At 60.5% G+C, this 16483-nt stretch carries 18 protein-coding genes; 11 read left to right on the top strand and 7 right to left on the bottom strand.

The window, feature by feature from the left end; translation table 11 throughout:
- Window positions 1-76: 76 nt before the first annotated feature.
- A complete protein-coding gene (locus ACR0E6_RS06375; RefSeq protein ID WP_170451529.1) occupies window positions 77-1720 on the bottom strand; it encodes a CTP synthase in 1644 nt (547 codons plus the stop codon).
- A gap of 160 nt (window positions 1721-1880) precedes the next feature.
- Window positions 1881-2246 carry a preprotein translocase subunit SecG gene (secG, locus tag ACR0E6_RS06370; protein ID WP_170453086.1) on the bottom strand — a complete coding sequence of 122 codons (366 nt, stop codon included), beginning with the start codon at window positions 2244-2246 and terminating at the stop codon, window positions 1881-1883.
- Window positions 2247-2397: 151 nt separating this feature from the next.
- On the opposite strand from secG, the gene nthA reads away from it, so the two are divergent.
- The 5 genes from nthA (at window position 2398) to ACR0E6_RS06345 (ending at window position 5768) form a co-directional block, all read left to right on the top strand.
- Window positions 2398-3012 carry a nitrile hydratase subunit alpha gene (nthA, locus tag ACR0E6_RS06365; protein WP_480581705.1) on the top strand — a complete coding sequence of 205 codons (615 nt, stop codon included), beginning with the start codon at window positions 2398-2400 and terminating at the stop codon, window positions 3010-3012.
- Window positions 3009-3686, top strand: coding sequence for a nitrile hydratase subunit beta (gene nthB / locus ACR0E6_RS06360; protein WP_480581703.1), 678 nt, complete (start codon window positions 3009-3011; stop codon window positions 3684-3686). The genes nthA and nthB overlap by 4 nt, the downstream gene beginning before the upstream one ends.
- A complete protein-coding gene (locus ACR0E6_RS06355; RefSeq protein ID WP_170451523.1) occupies window positions 3683-4021 on the top strand; it encodes a nitrile hydratase accessory protein in 339 nt (112 codons plus the stop codon). The genes nthB and ACR0E6_RS06355 overlap by 4 nt, the downstream gene beginning before the upstream one ends.
- A gap of 215 nt (window positions 4022-4236) precedes the next feature.
- Entirely contained in the window at window positions 4237-5532 is a 1296-nt protein-coding gene (locus tag ACR0E6_RS06350) for an adenylosuccinate synthase (protein WP_480581701.1), read from the top strand.
- Complete coding sequence (locus ACR0E6_RS06345; RefSeq protein WP_480581699.1) at window positions 5532-5768, top strand: DUF2842 domain-containing protein; 237 nt, start codon at window positions 5532-5534, stop codon at window positions 5766-5768. The genes ACR0E6_RS06350 and ACR0E6_RS06345 overlap by 1 nt, the downstream gene beginning before the upstream one ends.
- A gap of 89 nt (window positions 5769-5857) precedes the next feature.
- Here ACR0E6_RS06345 and ACR0E6_RS06340 read toward each other — a convergent pair whose 3' ends face one another.
- A complete protein-coding gene (locus ACR0E6_RS06340) occupies window positions 5858-7408 on the bottom strand; it encodes a hypothetical protein (RefSeq protein ID WP_480581697.1) in 1551 nt (516 codons plus the stop codon).
- A gap of 153 nt (window positions 7409-7561) precedes the next feature.
- On the opposite strand from ACR0E6_RS06340, the gene ACR0E6_RS06335 reads away from it, so the two are divergent.
- Window positions 7562-8239, top strand: a complete 678-nt coding sequence (locus ACR0E6_RS06335) for a thiamine diphosphokinase (protein ID WP_480581695.1) — start codon at window positions 7562-7564, stop codon at window positions 8237-8239.
- Here ACR0E6_RS06335 and ACR0E6_RS06330 read toward each other — a convergent pair.
- The 4 genes from ACR0E6_RS06330 to ACR0E6_RS06315 are packed head-to-tail and all read right to left on the bottom strand — an operon-like array spanning window position 8184 to window position 11658.
- A complete protein-coding gene (locus tag ACR0E6_RS06330) occupies window positions 8184-9098 on the bottom strand; it encodes a DMT family transporter (RefSeq protein ID WP_480581693.1) in 915 nt (304 codons plus the stop codon). The two genes, ACR0E6_RS06335 and ACR0E6_RS06330, sit on opposite strands and share 56 nt — an antisense overlap.
- A 45-nt stretch (window positions 9099-9143) precedes the next feature.
- Window positions 9144-9560, bottom strand: coding sequence for a GFA family protein (locus tag ACR0E6_RS06325; RefSeq protein WP_170451511.1), 417 nt, complete (start codon window positions 9558-9560; stop codon window positions 9144-9146).
- Window positions 9561-9581: 21 nt separating this feature from the next.
- Window positions 9582-10955, bottom strand: coding sequence for an L-serine ammonia-lyase (locus tag ACR0E6_RS06320; protein ID WP_170451509.1), 1374 nt, complete (start codon window positions 10953-10955; stop codon window positions 9582-9584).
- 1 nt (window position 10956) lies between these two features.
- Window positions 10957-11658, bottom strand: a complete 702-nt coding sequence (locus tag ACR0E6_RS06315) for a glutathione S-transferase family protein (RefSeq protein WP_480581690.1) — start codon at window positions 11656-11658, stop codon at window positions 10957-10959.
- Between the two features lie 169 nt (window positions 11659-11827).
- On the opposite strand from ACR0E6_RS06315, the gene rpiA reads away from it, so the two are divergent.
- The 5 genes from rpiA to ACR0E6_RS06290 all read left to right on the top strand — a co-directional run bounded on the left by rpiA (window position 11828) and on the right by ACR0E6_RS06290 (window position 16388).
- The gene (rpiA, locus tag ACR0E6_RS06310) at window positions 11828-12616 is read left to right on the top strand and encodes a ribose-5-phosphate isomerase RpiA (RefSeq protein ID WP_480581688.1); all 789 of its coding nucleotides are present in this window, start codon (window positions 11828-11830) and stop codon (window positions 12614-12616) included.
- Between the two features lie 126 nt (window positions 12617-12742).
- Window positions 12743-14101, top strand: a complete 1359-nt coding sequence (gor, locus tag ACR0E6_RS06305; RefSeq protein ID WP_480581686.1) for a glutathione-disulfide reductase — start codon at window positions 12743-12745, stop codon at window positions 14099-14101.
- Between the two features lie 72 nt (window positions 14102-14173).
- Window positions 14174-15316 carry an FtsH protease activity modulator HflK gene (gene hflK, locus ACR0E6_RS06300; protein WP_170734513.1) on the top strand — a complete coding sequence of 381 codons (1143 nt, stop codon included), beginning with the start codon at window positions 14174-14176 and terminating at the stop codon, window positions 15314-15316.
- Window positions 15316-16194, top strand: a complete 879-nt coding sequence (hflC, locus tag ACR0E6_RS06295) for a protease modulator HflC (protein WP_170451499.1) — start codon at window positions 15316-15318, stop codon at window positions 16192-16194. Before hflK ends, hflC begins: the two co-directional genes overlap by 1 nt.
- A complete protein-coding gene (locus ACR0E6_RS06290; protein ID WP_170330952.1) occupies window positions 16194-16388 on the top strand; it encodes a DUF2065 domain-containing protein in 195 nt (64 codons plus the stop codon). The genes hflC and ACR0E6_RS06290 overlap by 1 nt, the downstream gene beginning before the upstream one ends.
- The last annotated feature ends 95 nt before the right edge of the window (window positions 16389-16483 follow it).

Below are 16483 nucleotides of genomic sequence, written 5' to 3'. Positions count from 1 at the left end.
TGTTCAACAGTTAACCCCATGCCGGACATTCGCTAAGCGCTTAATTGTGTCGGTACATCACTTTGCAGCGACCGGATCAGACCAGACGCGACGTATCCTTGGCCGCACGCACGAAATCGCGGAACAAAGGGTGCGGATCGAACGGTTTGGATTTCAGCTCGGGGTGATACTGCACGCCGATGAACCACGGGTGGTCCGACCATTCGACGATTTCCGGCAAGCGTCCATCGGGGGACATGCCTGAGAAGTTCAGCCCCGCCTTTTCCAGCTTGTCGCGATACTTGATGTCCACCTCATAACGGTGGCGGTGACGTTCCTCGATCTGGGTGCCGCCGTAAACCTCGGCCACTTTGGAGCCGTCGGCGAGAACCGCGTTATAGGCCCCCAGACGCATGGTGCCGCCTTTGTCATCGCCGACCTTGCGCTCGACCTTGTGGTTGCCCTGCACCCATTCTTTCAGGTGGTAAACCACCGGTTCAAAGCGCCGTTTCCCAGCCTCGTGGTCGAATTCCTCGGACCCGGCCTCAGCGATGCCAGCGGCGTTGCGCGCCGCTTCGATCACGGCCATCTGCATCCCGAGACAGATGCCCAGATAGGGCACCTTGTGCTCACGTGCATATTGCGCCGCCTTGATCTTGCCTTCCGTCCCACGCTCGCCAAACCCGCCGGGCACGAGGATCGCGTGGAAGCCTTCCAGATGCGGGGCGGCGTCTTCGGTGTCGAAAATCTCGGCATCCACCCATTCGACCTTGACCTTGACCCGGTTGGCCATGCCGCCATGGGTTAGCGCCTCGGCAATCGACTTATAGGCGTCTTCCAGCTGGGTGTATTTGCCGACGATGGCCACCTTGACCTCGCCCTCGGCGTTGTGGATGCGGTCGCTGACGTCTTCCCATTTGGCCAGATCGGGCTTGGGCGCGGGGCTGATCTGGAACGCATCCAGAACCGCCTGATCCAGACCTTCACGGTGATAGGCCAGCGGGGCGTCGTAGATGGTCGAAAGATCCTGCGCCGCGATCACGCTGTCGGGGCGGACGTTACAGAACAGCGCCAGCTTTTCGCGTTCCTTGGTCGGAATCGGGCCTTCCGAGCGGCAAACCAGAATATCCGGGGCCAGACCGATGGACCGCAGTTCCTTGACCGAGTGCTGGGTTGGCTTGGTTTTCAACTCACCCGACGCCTTGATGTAGGGCAGCAGCGTCAGGTGCATGAACAGGCACTGACCGCGCGGCTTGTCCTGGCTGAACTGACGGATGGCTTCGAAAAAGGGCAGGCCTTCGATATCGCCGACGGTGCCGCCGATCTCACACAGCATGAAATCAACTTCATCCTCGCCGATGGCGATGAAATCCTTGATCTCATTGGTGACGTGGGGGATCACCTGAATGGTTTTGCCGAGGTAGTCACCGCGGCGTTCCTTTTCCAACACGTTGGAATAAATCCGCCCCGAACTGACCGAGTCGGTCTTGCGCGCGGCCACACCGGTGAACCGTTCATAATGACCAAGGTCCAAATCGGTCTCGGCCCCGTCATCGGTGACGAAAACCTCGCCATGTTCAAACGGCGACATGGTGCCGGGATCGACGTTCAGATAGGGGTCCAGCTTGCGCAGGCGCACCGAATATCCCCGTGCCTGCAACAGCGCGCCCAAGGCCGCCGAGGCCAGTCCTTTACCCAAGGACGAAACCACACCACCAGTGATGAAAATAAATCGCGCCATAGTTTTTCGGCTGCTCCCGTGAGACGTCAAAATCAGCTGCCCGACGGTTCCGAAAAACCGCTGCATCACGGGACTTCACGTATAAAGGATTCGCGCGCATAGCGCAAGAGAACCGCAAGATGCTGTTGCAGTTCTCTTTCAGGTTTCTAGGTCTAGTGGATCAGTCGGCCTGCGGGATCAGCGGCGCGTTGTCGCCTTCTGCCGGAGGCAGCAGATCATCTGCCGACGGAACCGCAGGTGTGCTTTCTTCGGTTGCCGCAGGGGCCGGAACGCCCAGACGGTCGATCACCGAACTGCCCGAGGATTTCTGCGCCGCCAGAATGGTCAGCGTGATCGAGGTCACGATGAAGCAGGCCGCCAGAATCCAGGTCACTTTGCCCAATGCCGTCGCCGCTGCGCGGCCGGTCATGGCACCGCCGCCGCCGCCACCCATGCCAAGGCCACCGCCTTCGGACCGCTGCATCAGCACAACGGCAATCAGGCCCAAAGCCAAAAGAAGGTGGATGATGAGAACAACGTTTTCCATGGTGGTCCCGTGCAGCGTGACGTGTATCGCGTGGTACTTATGCAAGTTTCAACTTGGGGGCAAGACACGAGTTCACATCACCCCGCGTGATGTATCATATCACAGCAAAGGGACTGGACAGAGCGATAAATCCTGACGCAGGCTTCGGGCTATGCCTCATGACGATCCTGACCACCCGCACGCCCTTTTGCCACCCGAACCCGCGCTGCGCGTCAAGGCGCTGGAGACGATTCTGATCCGCAAGGGGCTGATCGATCCGGCAGCATTAGATGAGATCATCGACACCTACCAGAACAAGATCGGCCCGCAAAACGGCGCGCGCGTCGTGGCAAAGGCTTGGAGCGACCCTGATTTCAAAGCGGCACTGTTGGAAGATGCCACGCCGGTCGTTGCCGAGCTGGGGTACTACGGCCGTCAGGGTGAACACATGGTCGCCGTCGAAAACACGCCCCGGCAGCACAACATGGTCGTCTGCACCCTGTGCAGTTGCTACCCGTGGCCGCTGCTGGGTATCCCGCCCGGATGGTACAAATCCGATGCCTATCGCGCCCGTGCCGTGCGGGAGCCACGCAAAGTACTGGCCGAGTTCGGCGTTACCTTACCCGAAAGCACCGCAGTGCGTGTCTGGGATTCGACCGCCGAGATTCGGTACCTTGTCTTGCCGATGCGTCCCGAAGGCACGGAAGGTTTGGGCGAGGATGAGCTGGCTGCTTTGGTGACACGCGACAGCATGATCGGGACGGGCGTGCCCAAGGTGCCCTCATGACACGTGTCCATGACATGGGCGGACGCTTTGGCGATGGCGAAATCCGGCCCGAGGCTGAGGACGCGCCGGTCTTTGCCGAAGACTGGCACGGGCGGGCTTTGGCCGTGACGCTGGCTGCCGGTTTTCTGGGGCAGTGGAACATCGACATATCTCGCCACGCGCGAGAGCGGTTGTCGCCCAAGGATTACACCCGGTTTTCCTATTATGAGAAATGGCTCTCGGGCCTTGCCGATCTGTTGGTTGAACAAGGCGTACTGAGCCTGGATGATCTGCGAGGGGCCGGAGATGATGCGCCGCATCCGTTGACGGACAAGACGCTGAAGGCCGAGGCTGTCGCCGCTGCACTTGCAAAGGGCGGACCAGCAGATCGGCCTTTAAACGTTGCCGCGCGTTTTACGATCGGTCAGCAGGTGTTGACAGCGCGACCAGCCGCCAATCGCCTTGTCGATGGTGGTCACACGCGCTTGCCGGTTTATGCTGCCGGCGCGCGAGGTCGTATCCTACGATTACATGGCATCCATGTCCTGCCGGATTCCAACGCGCATCGTTTGGGGGAAGCACCGGAACCGCTATATGCCGTTGTCTTCCCGGCGTCCGAGCTTTGGGCCGCCCCCGAACACCCGGATGATGAGGTCGTGCTGGACCTCTGGCAAAGCTATCTGGAGCCCGCATGAGTGACTGCACCACACATTCCGCGCCGGAACCGGTGTTTGCCGAGCCATGGCACGCGCAGGTCTTTGCCGTAACGGTTGCCCTGAATGAAGCCGGACGTTTCGGCTGGCCCGATTGGGCGGCCCGGTTTTCGGACACGTTGAAGCGCAACGGTCTGGACCGTGAACTGGACGGCGGAGACGACTATTTCCACGCCTGGCTGGAAACGCTTGAAGGGTTGTTGGTCGAACAGGGCGCGGCGGTGTCGGAAGACGTGCAGATGCTTCACCGCGCGTGGGAGCAGGCGTATCTGACCACACCCCATGGCCAGCCGGTCCACTTGCGACCAGGCGGGTAGGGGGCGCTGCCCCCGCCGCCCGTTCCGGGCGACTCCCCCGAGATATTTTTGGCCAGATGAAGCAGGGGATCCGATCTTCATCTGGCTATAAATATCCCCGCCGGAGGCATCGCGCGCCAGCGCGATTTCCATCTGCGGCGAAATAGCGGTTTCCCTGTCCTCTGTGCCCCGTTATACGAGCCGAGTTTGATTACTCAGCACGAAAAGGACCGGATATGGCCAACGTGGTTGTTGTCGGCGCCCAGTGGGGTGACGAAGGAAAAGGCAAGATCGTCGACTGGCTCAGCGAGCGGGCGGACGTCATCGCGCGTTTTCAGGGCGGACATAACGCCGGGCATACTCTGGTTATTGATGGCGAGGTTTACAAGCTGAACGCGTTGCCCTCGGGCGTGGTGCGTGGCGGAAAGCTGAGCGTGATCGGGAACGGCGTCGTTCTGGACCCGTGGCATCTGGTCACTGAGATCGCGTCAATCCGTAAGCAGGGCGTCGAGATCACGCCCGAGACTCTGATGATTGCTGAGAATACGCCGCTTATCCTGCCGATCCATGGCGAGCTGGATCGTGCGCGGGAAGAGGCGGCCAGCAAGGGCACGAAGATTGGCACCACCGGTCGCGGAATTGGTCCGGCCTATGAGGACAAGGTCGGGCGACGCTCTGTCCGTGTTGCCGATCTGGCCGATGACGCGACGCTTGAGGCGCGTGTAGACCGCGCGTTGCAGCACCATGATCCGTTGCGCAAGGGCCTGGGCATTGATCCGGTCGATCGCGACGCGCTGGTAGCGCAGTTGAAGGAGATCGCTCAGCAAATCCTGCCGTTCGCCGCCCCGGTCTGGAAGGTGCTGAACGAAAAGCGCAAGGCGGGCAAGCGGATCCTGTTCGAAGGCGCGCAGGGCGCGTTGCTGGATATTGATTTCGGAACCTACCCGTTTGTGACCTCTTCCAACGTGATTGCCGGTCAGGCGGCGACGGGTGTGGGTATCGGCCCGGGGTCTGTTGATTTTGTGCTGGGCATCGTCAAAGCCTATACCACTCGTGTGGGAGAGGGGCCTTTCCCGACCGAGTTGGACGATGATGACGGGATGCGCCTGGGGACCCGTGGCCACGAATTTGGCACGGTAACAGGCCGCAAACGCCGGTGTGGCTGGTTCGATGCCTGCCTTGTACGCCAAACCTGCGCGACCAGCGGCGTCAACGGCATATCGCTGACCAAGCTGGATGTTCTGGACGGGTTCGAGACGCTGAAAATCTGCACCGGTTATGAACTGGACGGTGAGCGTCTGGACTATCTGCCGACGGCTGCCGACCAACAGGCGCGCTGCACCCCGATCTATGAAGAGATGCCGGGTTGGAGCGAATCCACCGAAGGCGCGCGCAGCTGGGCCGACCTGCCCGCCAACGCGATCAAATATGTGCGCCGGGTCGAAGAACTGATCGAATGCCCCGTGGCGCTTTTGTCCACCAGCCCGGAGCGGGACGACACCATTCTGGTGACCGACCCGTTCGCAGACTGATGGGCGCGGAAAAAAAGCCGGGCCTGAGTTACAAGGCCCGCCGCCGCTGGTCGCTGGTGATTTTGCTGGTCGGCCTGCCGCTTTACATTGTTGCGGTGGTGACCGTTGTGAACTGGCTGGATCGCCCGTCGATCCTGGTTGAGTTGTTGGTTTACATTGCCCTTGGCATTGTCTGGGCCTTGCCTTTCAAGTTCGTCTTCCGGGGGGTCGGCAAAGAGGACCCGGACGAGTCTTGACTCGATCCAGAGACATCGTCGCCTAAACTGCTGGCAAAAGAAAAGGGCCGAGAGTTATCTCTCGGCCCTTCGTCTTTCTGATTGAGCGATCAGCCCGCCGCGCGTTCATCATCCGGGCGGAAACCGATCAGGTTCGAGGCTGCGAAGCGGCCACCACCTGCTTTTTGGATCTTGCCGTCGCGCAGCAACTGACCAAAGGAGCGCAGGCTTTCTTCGCGGTTGAATTCGTTCTGCTTCAACGAGCGGACCTTGTTCATAAGCTGCGGACGCGAGAACTGTTCCTGACCTTCGATGAAGGACAGATAGGCCGCCGCCGCTTCCAGAAGATCGGGCAGGGACTGCGCGCCCTGATCCTGCGCGAATTGCGCAAAGCCGCCTTCATCCGCTGCGATGTCGTCCTGCTGCGTGGTCACGCGGCGGGGCATGACCGGGCCGGTTTCGACGGCTTCGTCGTCTACACGCTGTTCAGCAACCAGTTTCAGCGGCGCGGCGTCATCGGATTCCGGACGCATGCTGGTGACCTGAATTTCCGGGCGGCGCGGGCTGACAACCGAGGCAAGATCGCCGCGGTATTGCTGATCTGGCGAGGCCTTGTCGATTTCACCTTCGGCTTCGGTGGCCGCTACGGCGGTGCGCAGGTGCGAATAGGTCTCACGCGCGTCGCTGGTGGCCGGATCGCCCATCTGTTCATCAGCTTTGGCCATCAGGCGCAGAACGTCCTGATCCGATGCGCGCTCATCCGGCTGTTTCTGGTCCGCGCGGTCGGACATATCTTCCTCGACGCTCGAGATTTTGTTCAGCAGGTTGACCTCGTCGTCCAGCGTCAGAACACCGGGCGCGACGTCTTGCTGAGGTTCTTCTTCGGCTTCCGCCTTCGCTTCGTGATCGCTCAGGATGTTCAGAATGCCATCATCACCCGCATCGTCTTCGGCGGTATCTTCGAAATCCGAGAACAAGACGTCGGCGGGCTGATCTTCCTCCGCCTCATCTTCGAAGAACGCGGCCGGAGCAGGCGCCGGTTCTTTCATGGCTACGGGCTGCGGTTCGAACGTTGGCTTCTGCGGCTCGAGGTCTTCGGCGCTGAGCGCACCGGCCTCGAACGCGGCGGTCACGGCGTCAACCGGAGCCGGGGCGGCGCTGAGCAGGGCCGAGTCATCCTCCTCGGAATAGGCCACAGGGGTGGCGTCCGAATGCGAGACCACGGCGCGGATGCGCTGCAGCTTGGCGGCGATGCTGTCGGCAGCAGGGGCAGGCACGGCATCAGCTTGTTCAAACGACGTCTGCGGCGCGGGCTGGTGTACCGGCATCGGGGCCGGAGTTCGGGCCACGTTCACCTCAGATGGTACGGGGGCAGGGGCAGGCGCGGCCAACGGTGCGGGGGTGGCTTCGGTGGCGCGCAGCAACAGGCCGCTTTCGCTTTGCCGGGCTTCCACGTGCTGCGAGGCGTCGCGCTGCGCAATACGGGTCAGCATCTCGGCATCGGGCTGGGGGGGTTCCGAACCGAAATACCGGTCATCTGCTGCGAGGTCGCGAAAATACTCGGCAATGGACTTCATCGTTTCGAACGAGTCGTCAAACCCTTCCAAAGTGCAGGAGAAAGTCCCATAAGAAACGGTCAATACCTTGTTATTCTGTACCATCAGACGCACGTCCTCTACAAACTACGAGAGCCAACCTACCCGGAATCGGGCACACACATCGGCTCAGAACTTTCTGCATGAACCTATCATTTTGTGGTCTCAATGTGTCCAAATCCGGGAAAAATGATCAATCTTAGAAAAAATGAGCCGATTGTGCGTTCAAACGGTCCAATTGGCCTGTTTGGAGGGGGATTTGTCGGGTTTGATGACCTGGATTTGGTGCTGAATCGCGTCAGATCGGTTGTCGCGGCGGATGGCGGAGCGGCCATTTTGGTCGATTCGGACATAATTCCCGAGGCCGTGATCGGCGATTTCGATTCGATGCCTCAGGAAGTGCGAGCGCAGGTTCCCTCGGATCGGTTGTTTCAAATCTCAGAGCAGAACAGTACGGATTTCGACAAGGCGCTGAGGCACATAGAGGCCCCGCTGGTGCTGGGCGCCGGATTTCTGGGCGGGCGGCTGGATCATCAATTGGCGGTTCTGAACACTCTGGTCGCGCGCTTGGATCGTCCCTGCATCCTGCTGGGTGAACATGAGGTGGTGTTCCACGCACCGCCCCGGATCACCCTGCACCTGACATCCGGCGATATCGTGTCCTTGTTTCCGATGCGGCGCGTCACGGGTCGCAGCCTAGGGTTGGAATGGCCGATCGAAGGGTTGGTGTTCGAACCGGATGGTCGTGTCGGAACTTCGAACCGCGCAGTGTCGAGTGTCGAATTGCATATGGACGGGCCGGGCATGTTGCTGATGGTGCCGCGCGCGGCGCTGGATCAGGTTATGCAGGCGTTTCTGTCGGACCAGACCCGGCGGTGGCCCTCTCACGCAGAATGACGTAGAGCCCGGCACCGATTGTGATCAGAATGCCAATGGCCGCGATCCCATCGGGTAGGTCGTGAAAGATCAGCCAGCCGATCAGGGTCGCAACCGGGATTTCCAGATATTGCATCGGGGCCAGCGTGGCCGACGGCGCATAGCGCAGCGACCAGGTCATCAGCAGATGCGCGACCGTTCCCAGCACGCCGATGGCCAGCAACAGCCAGTGGGTGTTGCCAGCGGGGATGATCAAGGACAATTCCCAAATCCCCGCATTGGTGCCCCAAAGGACCACCGGCAGCAGCAGGACCGTGGCAAACACCCCGGACACGGCCTGCAGGGAGACCGGATCGGTTTCCTTGGCGATCTGACGCGTCACCAGCATGAACAAGGCAAAAACCACGGCCACGATCAGGGGCAGCAGGGCGGGCAATCCGACCTCGGCAAAGCTGGGCTGGATCACCAGCAAGGTCCCGATGAAACCGACGATACAGGCGATCAGGCGGCGCGGGCCGACCTCTTCCTGCAAGACGTATCTCCCAAGCAGCAGCATGATGAAGGGCATGACAAAGGCGATGGCAATTGCATCCGCCAGCGGCAGAAACTGCAACGCACTGAACATGGCGGTTATGCCGATGATGTGCAGAACCGTGCGGATCAGGGTCAGCCGCAGAACGCGCCCCCGCATGCGCCATGGCCGTCCCGTGACTGCAATCAGCGGGATCAGAATCGCCGCCTGTATGGCAAAGCGCACCAGCACCAGCAGGCCCAGAGGCGTTGTTTCCCCCAATAGCTTGGCCATCGAGTCGCCAAGCGGCGCAAGCACGCAAAAGCCGAGCATCAGAACGATGCCGAATACGGGACGATCCTGGGTCATGGTCGCGACGCTAGCGGTTTCGCGGCGCGGGGGAAAGCTCTGTTCTCAGGCGTCCGGAAGGGGTTGGACCTTGGTGTAATCCGGGCCGGTGCAGGTCGGCAGACCATCATCCAGATGCAGCCAGTCCAGTTTCTCTTCATGCGACACATGCAGGGTCGGTTGCAGCGCTTCGGGGGTTTCCAGCGTCGCAACATACAAGTGCAGCACATCCGACATCTTGGCCGAGCGGAAAGAGATCGGCGTTCCGCAATGCGGGCAGAATGTGCGCACGACACCGGGAGAGGAATTGAAACTCTTCGGTTCCTCTTTGGTCCAGCGCCATTGGGTGTCGCGGACCGCGAAATAGGTGGTCATGGGTGCGGCGCATTGGCGGCGGCAGCTGTCGCAATGACACGAGACGCAGGACAGGATCGGAGGATCAACCTCAAACGCGATCCTGCCGCATAGGCAATGTCCACGCATGATGCCGCCTCCTGTCTGACCTCAGCAGTTTGGGATGTTCACAGCCAAGCCGCCAAGCGATGTCTCTTTGTACTTCTCATGCATATCATGCCCGGTCTGGCGCATGGTTTCTATGACGGAATCCAAGGGTACGAAATGCTTGCCGTCCCCGCGCAATGCCAGCGACGCGGCCGAGACGGCCTTGATCGCGCCCAGGCCGTTGCGCTCGATACAGGGCACCTGCACCAGACCCGCGACCGGATCGCAGGTCATGCCCAGATGATGTTCCAAGGCGATCTCGGCGGCGTTTTCCACCTGCTCGGGCGTGCCGCCCATCACGGCGCACAAACCGGCGGCGGCCATGGCCGAGGCGCTGCCGACCTCGGCCTGACATCCCGCTTCGGCCCCCGAAATCGAGGCGTTGAATTTCACCAGACCCCCAATAGCGGCGGCGGTCAGCAGGAAATCCTCGATATGGCTTTCCGATGCACCGGGCACGTGGTCCAGGTAATAGCGCAGCACCGCAGGCAGAACGCCCGCCGCACCGTTGGTGGGGGCGGTGACAACCTGGCCTCCGGCTGCGTTTTCCTCGTTCACGGCCATGGCGTAAACGCTCATCCAGTCGTTGATCGTGTGCGGCGCAGTCAGGTTCATGCCGCGTTCAGCCATCAGCGCGTCATAGATGCCCTTGGCGCGGCGACGCACGCTTAGACCGCCGGGCAGAATGCCATCGGTGTGCAGGCCACGTTCGATGCAATCGTTCATCACTTGCCACAGACGCGCGCTTCCTTTGGCGAAACTGTCCGCGCATCCGCGCGCGATTTCGTTCTCGCGCTTCATCTGGGCGATGGACTTACCGCTGGAGGCGGCCATCTCCAGCATCTCGACCGCTGACTTGAAGGGGAACGGAACGGGTGCGCCTTCATCTGTCGCTTTGCCTTCGGCCAGTTCCTCTTCGGTCAGAACAAAGCCGCCGCCGATGGAATAGAACACCTGCCGCAGGATCACATCGCCCTGCGCATCGGTGGCCATCAGGATCATGCCATTGGCGTGGCCGGGCAGGTTGTGGTCGTAGTCAAAGACCAGATCTGCCTTGGGGTCGAACTTCAGGGTCGGCAGCCCCTCAGGCGTGACCGTATGCGTCTCGGCAATCGCGGCCATGGCAGCCTCGGCCTTGTCGTTGTCATAGGTGTCGGGCACGAACCCGGCCAGACCAAGAATTGTCGCCCGGTCGGTGGCATGTCCCACACCCGTAAACGCCAAAGACCCGTGCAGCGATCCGCGCAGCCCGGCGAACTCAAACGGTGAGGCGCGCATCATGTCAAGGAAACGCGCCGCAGCGACCATCGGGCCCATTGTGTGTGATGAGGACGGGCCGATGCCGACTTTGAACATATCAAAAACGGAAAGGAACATGTCAGATAGCTGAGCCTTCTGGAGGGTTGGCGTGGATCGGAGAGGTGAACGGGGTGACCCCAAGACCTTCGGCTGCAACGGCCGCACGGGTCGCGGGGCGGGATTCAAGCTGCATCAGGATAGCCTGCAGATACGGCGTGTCCGCCAACTGATACCAGCTGCGATCCGCGCTTGCCGGGTACAGCGCCATCCAGCGCATCATGCAGGCGAGGTAGTAGGTCAGGATCGATGGTTTGTCAGCGTTCAGCCAGTCAGGGGCCTTTGCGGCCTCGGTATCCAGATGTTTCAGATGGGTGCGCAGCCTTGGACGGATACCTTGGCGCAAAGGCTCGGCCTGCGCGGCATCGATGTATTTCTCGGCATAGAACAGAATGCGCAGATCGGCATGCAGCGTGTTTGACGCAAAGAACAGCCATTTCAGGAACGCCGCCCGATCCGGGCTGTCCGGTGCAGGGGCAAGTTGCCCATGTGTGTCAGCCAACCACAACAGAATGGCCGCTGTTTCAAATATTGGTCCGTTGGGCGTTTCCAGAACCGGGATCAGCCCGTTTGGGTTCAGCGCACGATAGGCCACGCTGTCCTGTTCGTTCTGCCGCCGGTCGACCAAAACGGTGTCATAGGGTTGGCCCATCTCTTCCAACACCAGCCGGATCACCAGCGAGGCGTTGTCGGGGGCATAGTGCAGGCGGTAGGACGTCGTCATGAGGTCTATTTATACCGCACCGCAAATCCAAAAAGACATGATTGCGACGTTTCCTATCGGAAACGCGTAGTCTTGCGACATCTTTCGCAGGGATGCCGGGTGAATTGGGTCTCGAAGTCGCGATGTGCATTCCGTATAAGTCTGGCAGACCAATCAGGGAATGCTGCCAATGACCGGAGAATTGTCGCCAATCGATACCGCAAAATACGTCGCGGCCCGACGCGCGGCAGAGATGGTCGAAGACGGGATGCGTGTCGGATTGGGAACCGGCTCGACCGCCGCCTGGCTGGTGCGACGTTTGGGTGAGCGCGCGCAGCAAGAAGGGTTGCGGTTCAAGGGCGTCCCGACCTCGACCCGTACCGCGCAATTGGCCCGAGAGGTGGGGATCGAGGTCGTCTCGCTGGATCAGGCCGGGTGGCTGGACCTGACGATTGACGGCGCGGATGAGTTTGACGGTGGTCTGAACCTGATCAAGGGCGGCGGTGGCGCGCATCTGCAGGAGAAGATCGTCGCTACGGCCAGCGATCAGATGGTGGTCATCGCCGATGCAGGCAAAGAGGTCGAAACGCTGGGTGCGTTCCCTCTGCCGGTCGAGGTGATCCCGTTCGGCTGGCAAACCACGCGTACCCTGATCGAAGAGGCGCTGGATACGATGGATGTGCTTGGCACGACTTCCGCCCTGCGCATGAATGGCGAGGCGCCCTTTGTCACCGATGAAGGCAACCACATTCTGGACCTACATCTGCAACGGATCGGCAACGCGCGCCAGATGGCACTGGTTCTGAACCAGGTGCCGGGCGTGGTCGAAAATGGCCTGTTCATCGACATCTGCGACAAGGTTGTGGTCGGCCACGGCGATGGCCGGGTCGAGCTGCGCGATATCAACGCAGGCACGATTGAGATGGACCAGTTGATCGGCGGTGCGCGCGAAAACCTGTTTTCGGACCTTGCGGATTGATCCCGGCGCGACCTTTGATGCAAGCATCCGTGAAAAAACCGAAATATGTGCATCAAGGGGTTGGCAGTCTGGTTTTTGCGCCCAGATACCCAGAGACTTTTTGAAAGCTGAACGAAGGAACCCAGCATGAGCTTTGACTATGATCTGTTCGTCATCGGAGGCGGCTCGGGCGGGGTTCGCGCGGCGCGCGTCGCCGCTGGCGAAAACGGAGCCAAAGTGGCACTGGCGGAAGAGGATCGCTATGGCGGCACCTGTGTGATCCGGGGCTGTGTGCCGAAGAAACTGATGGTGTTTGCCAGCGAGTTTTCGGGCATGGTCGGCGATGCGCAAGCCTATGGCTGGGACATTCAGCCCGGCGCGCTGAACTGGAACACGTTCCACGACAAGCTGGTGGCCGAACTGGATCGTCTGGAAGGCATCTACCGCAATATCCTGAAGAACAACGGCGTTGAAAGCTTTGATCAGCGCGCCCGTGTCGTTGATCCGCATACCGTCGAACTGGCTGATGGCACTCGCAAGACCGCCAAGCACATCCTGATTGCCACTGGCGGTCGCCCGGTTGTACCGGACTTTCCGGGCTCGGATCTGGCGATTACTTCGAACGAGATTTTCCACCTGGAGAAGCTGCCCGAAAGCATCCTGATCGTCGGGGGCGGCTATATCGCCAGCGAGTTTGCGGGGATTATGAACGGGATGGGTGTAAAGACCACTCAGTTCTATCGCGGGGCACAAATCCTGCGCGGCTTCGATGAAGAGGCACGCGGGCTGATCTGTGAAGAGATGCGCCAGAACGGCATCGATGTGCGTCTGGGCACCAACGTGCTTGAGATGGCCAAAGAAGGCGAGAAGATCCGCGTCAAAGCCACGGATGGCACCGAGGATCAGTTCGTCGTGGTCATGTATGCCACGGGCCGTGCGCCCAATGCCGACAATCTGGGTCTTGAAGAGGTCGGGATCGAGCGCGGCCGCAAGGGCGAGATCATCGTGGATGAATACAGCCAGACGGGTGTACCTTCGATCTACGCCATCGGTGACGTGACCGACCGTGTGAACCTGACCCCGGTTGCGATCCGCGAAGGCATGGCCTTTGTCGAAACCGTGTTCAAAGGCAACCCAACGCCTGTGGATCACGAGTTGATCCCGACCGCGATCTTCACCCAGCCGGAATTCGGCACCGTGGGCCTCAGCGAAGAAGATGCGGCAGCGCAGGAGCCGATTGAGGTCTATGCGACCTCGTTCAAACCGATGCAAAAGGCGTTTGCCGGAGGAACGCAGCGGGTTCTGATGAAGCTGCTCGTCAGTCAGGCGACGCGAAAGGTGCTGGGATGTCATATCGTTGCGCCGGGCGCGGGTGAGATGATCCAGCTGGCAGGCATTGCCGTAAAGATGGGCGCAACCAAGGAAGATTTCGACCGTACAGTCGCGGTTCATCCCGTGATGGCCGAAGAACTGGTGACAATGCGGCAACCTGTGCGCACTGCTTGATTTGCAAGCGCGCGCACACAAGTTACAAGAGACCCCGTGATCACACGGGCCTAAACGAAGGAATTGATACATATGGCGGGCAACAGCGGTGGCCCCTGGGGGGGCGGAGGCTCCTCGGGCGGCGGAGGAAATCGGGGAAATAACGGGGACGGGCGCAAGCCCCCCGAAGGCGACGGCCCGCAGATCCCCGAGATCGATGAGCTGATGAAAAAAGGCCAGGAGCAGCTGCGCGTCCTTATGGGCGGTCGCGGCGGCGGTGGCCGTGGTGGCAATGGTTCAGGCGGCGGCGGTGGCCCGATCTTTACCAAAGGCACTGTAATAATCGGTGGCTTGGTGGCGATTGGCCTTTGGGCGGCTGCAAGTTTCTACACGGTTAAGCCGGAAGAACAGTCTGTTGAGCTGTTTCTGGGCGAATTCTCTGCTGTGGGTAATCCGGGTCTGAACTTTGCGCCGTGGCCATTCGTGACGGCCGAGGTACTTCCGGTTACCCGTGAACAGACGGAAGACATGGGCGGCGCGCGCGGCAGCGATGATGGTCTCATGCTGACCGGTGACGAAAATGTGGTCGATATTGACTATCAGGTCGTATGGAACATCACCGAACCGGACAAATTCCTGTTCAACCTGCGTGATCCGCGTCAGACGATCCGTGCCGTGTCGGAATCGGCGATGCGCGAAATCATTGCACAAAGCGAGCTGGCACCGATCCTGAACCGGGATCGTGGCATTATCGCGGATCGCCTTCAGGAATTGATCCAATCCACAATGGATAGTTACGATTCTGGTATCAACATCGTACGCGTGAACTTTGACAAGGCCGACCCGCCGCAGGACGTGATCGCCGCTTTCCGCGACGTTCAGGCGGCCGCGCAGGAACGTGACCGTCTGCAAAACGTTGCTGACGCCTATGCCAACCGTGTTCTGGCGGAAGCCCGTGGTGAAGCCGCGCAGGTTTTGGAAGAGGCCGAAGCCTATCGCGCCCAGCAGATCAACAGCGCACAGGGTGAGGCGAGCCGTTTCAGCGCGGTTCTCGAAGAATACACCAAAGCGCCTGATGTGACCCGCAAGCGCCTGTATCTGGAACGGATGGAGCAGGTTCTGGGTGATGTCGACAAGATCATCCTCGACGAGAACTCGACCGGTCAGGGGCAGGGCGTTGTGCCATATCTGCCGCTGAACGAACTGCGTCGCACCCCAGCCGCGGAGAGCAACTGATGCGTAAGTCACCCATTATCCTGATCATCGTTGCAATTTTGGCCGTTGCCGGGTTGTCCTCGATCTTCATCGTGGACGAGCGTGAACGTGCGTTGGTCCTGCAATTCGGTCGTGTTGTCGCCGTGAAAGAAGAGCCCGGTCTGGCGTTCAAAATCCCGCTGATCCAGGAAGTCGTTCGGTACGACGACCGGATTCTGTCGATTGACGTTCAGCCTCTGGAAGTCACCCCGCTGGATGATCGTCGTCTGGTGGTTGACGCATTCGCGCGTTACCGGATTTCGGATCTGGAGCAGTTCCGTCAGGCCGTTGGTGTTGGGGGTGTACCTGTTGCCGAAGATCGTCTGGACCGCATCCTGCGCGCCGAAACGCGGGAAGTTCTGGGTTCGGTGTCCTCGCGCGACATCCTGAGTTCCGACCGTGCGGCGCTGATGCTGCGTATCCGCAACAGCGCGATTGCCGAAGCGCGGGCGCTGGGTGTCAACGTGATCGACGTGCGCCTGAAAGCGACCGACCTGCCGCAGGCCAACCTCGAAGCCACCTTCGACCGGATGAAGGCAGAACGCGAGCGTGAAGCAACCGACGAACGTGCACGCGGTAACGAAGCCGCGCAGCGGGTTCGCGCGCAGGCCGACCGGACCGTGGTGGAACTGGTGTCCGACGCCAACCGTGAGGCCGAGATCATTCGCGGTGAGGCCGACGCCGAACGCAACGCGATCTTCGCCGAAGCCTTTGGCAAAGATCCGGAGTTCTTCGAATTCTATCGCTCGCTGTCGGCCTATGAACGCGCGCTGGGCGGTAGCAACAGCTCGATGGTGCTGAGCCCGGATTCCGAGTTCTTCAACTACCTGAAATCGCCCACCGGGCAGGCGACCCAGTAATGGGTATGATCCTTCTGGCCTTCGGGCTGGTGCTGATTGTCGAGGGGCTGGCCTATGCGCTGGCCCCTTCGCTTATTGAACGTATGCTCGAGGCCCTGCGATCATTGCCGGAACAGGCGCGACGACTTGCAGGGCTTTTATGTGTTGTCAGCGGTCTGGTCCTGCTTTGGGGCGCGTATCAGGTCGGGTTTTAACCCATCTGTTTCACTTGGTGGTGATTTCCCCGCGATCCTGAGTTGCGAGTGGGAACAAACCGACTACATTGGTTGCCAAGAAAGGTCTGCCTGCG

Source organism: Ruegeria sp. AP12, from assembly GCF_056540025.1.
This window is presented reverse-complemented; position numbering and strand designations above follow the sequence as displayed.

Excerpts from the sequence above, each read along its gene's own strand:
- ACR0E6_RS06375 (WP_170451529.1), bottom strand. The coding sequence starts at position 1,720 with ATGGCGCGATTTATTTTCATCACTGGTGGTGTGGTTTCGTCCTTGGGT.
- secG (WP_170453086.1), bottom strand. The coding sequence starts at position 2,246 with ATGGAAAACGTTGTTCTCATCATCCACCTTCTTTTGGCTTTGGGCCTG.
- nthA (WP_480581705.1), top strand. The coding sequence starts at position 2,398 with ATGCCTCATGACGATCCTGACCACCCGCACGCCCTTTTGCCACCCGAA.
- nthB (WP_480581703.1), top strand. The coding sequence starts at position 3,009 with ATGACACGTGTCCATGACATGGGCGGACGCTTTGGCGATGGCGAAATC.
- ACR0E6_RS06355 (WP_170451523.1), top strand. The coding sequence starts at position 3,683 with ATGAGTGACTGCACCACACATTCCGCGCCGGAACCGGTGTTTGCCGAG.
- ACR0E6_RS06350 (WP_480581701.1), top strand. The coding sequence starts at position 4,237 with ATGGCCAACGTGGTTGTTGTCGGCGCCCAGTGGGGTGACGAAGGAAAA.
- ACR0E6_RS06345 (WP_480581699.1), top strand. The coding sequence starts at position 5,532 with ATGGGCGCGGAAAAAAAGCCGGGCCTGAGTTACAAGGCCCGCCGCCGC.
- ACR0E6_RS06340 (WP_480581697.1), bottom strand. The coding sequence starts at position 7,408 with ATGGTACAGAATAACAAGGTATTGACCGTTTCTTATGGGACTTTCTCC.
- ACR0E6_RS06330 (WP_480581693.1), bottom strand. The coding sequence starts at position 9,098 with ATGACCCAGGATCGTCCCGTATTCGGCATCGTTCTGATGCTCGGCTTT.
- ACR0E6_RS06325 (WP_170451511.1), bottom strand. The coding sequence starts at position 9,560 with ATGCGTGGACATTGCCTATGCGGCAGGATCGCGTTTGAGGTTGATCCT.
- ACR0E6_RS06320 (WP_170451509.1), bottom strand. The coding sequence starts at position 10,955 with ATGTTCCTTTCCGTTTTTGATATGTTCAAAGTCGGCATCGGCCCGTCC.
- ACR0E6_RS06315 (WP_480581690.1), bottom strand. The coding sequence starts at position 11,658 with ATGACGACGTCCTACCGCCTGCACTATGCCCCCGACAACGCCTCGCTG.
- rpiA (WP_480581688.1), top strand. The coding sequence starts at position 11,828 with ATGACCGGAGAATTGTCGCCAATCGATACCGCAAAATACGTCGCGGCC.
- gor (WP_480581686.1), top strand. The coding sequence starts at position 12,743 with ATGAGCTTTGACTATGATCTGTTCGTCATCGGAGGCGGCTCGGGCGGG.
- hflK (WP_170734513.1), top strand. The coding sequence starts at position 14,174 with ATGGCGGGCAACAGCGGTGGCCCCTGGGGGGGCGGAGGCTCCTCGGGC.
- hflC (WP_170451499.1), top strand. The coding sequence starts at position 15,316 with ATGCGTAAGTCACCCATTATCCTGATCATCGTTGCAATTTTGGCCGTT.
- ACR0E6_RS06290 (WP_170330952.1), top strand. The coding sequence starts at position 16,194 with ATGGGTATGATCCTTCTGGCCTTCGGGCTGGTGCTGATTGTCGAGGGG.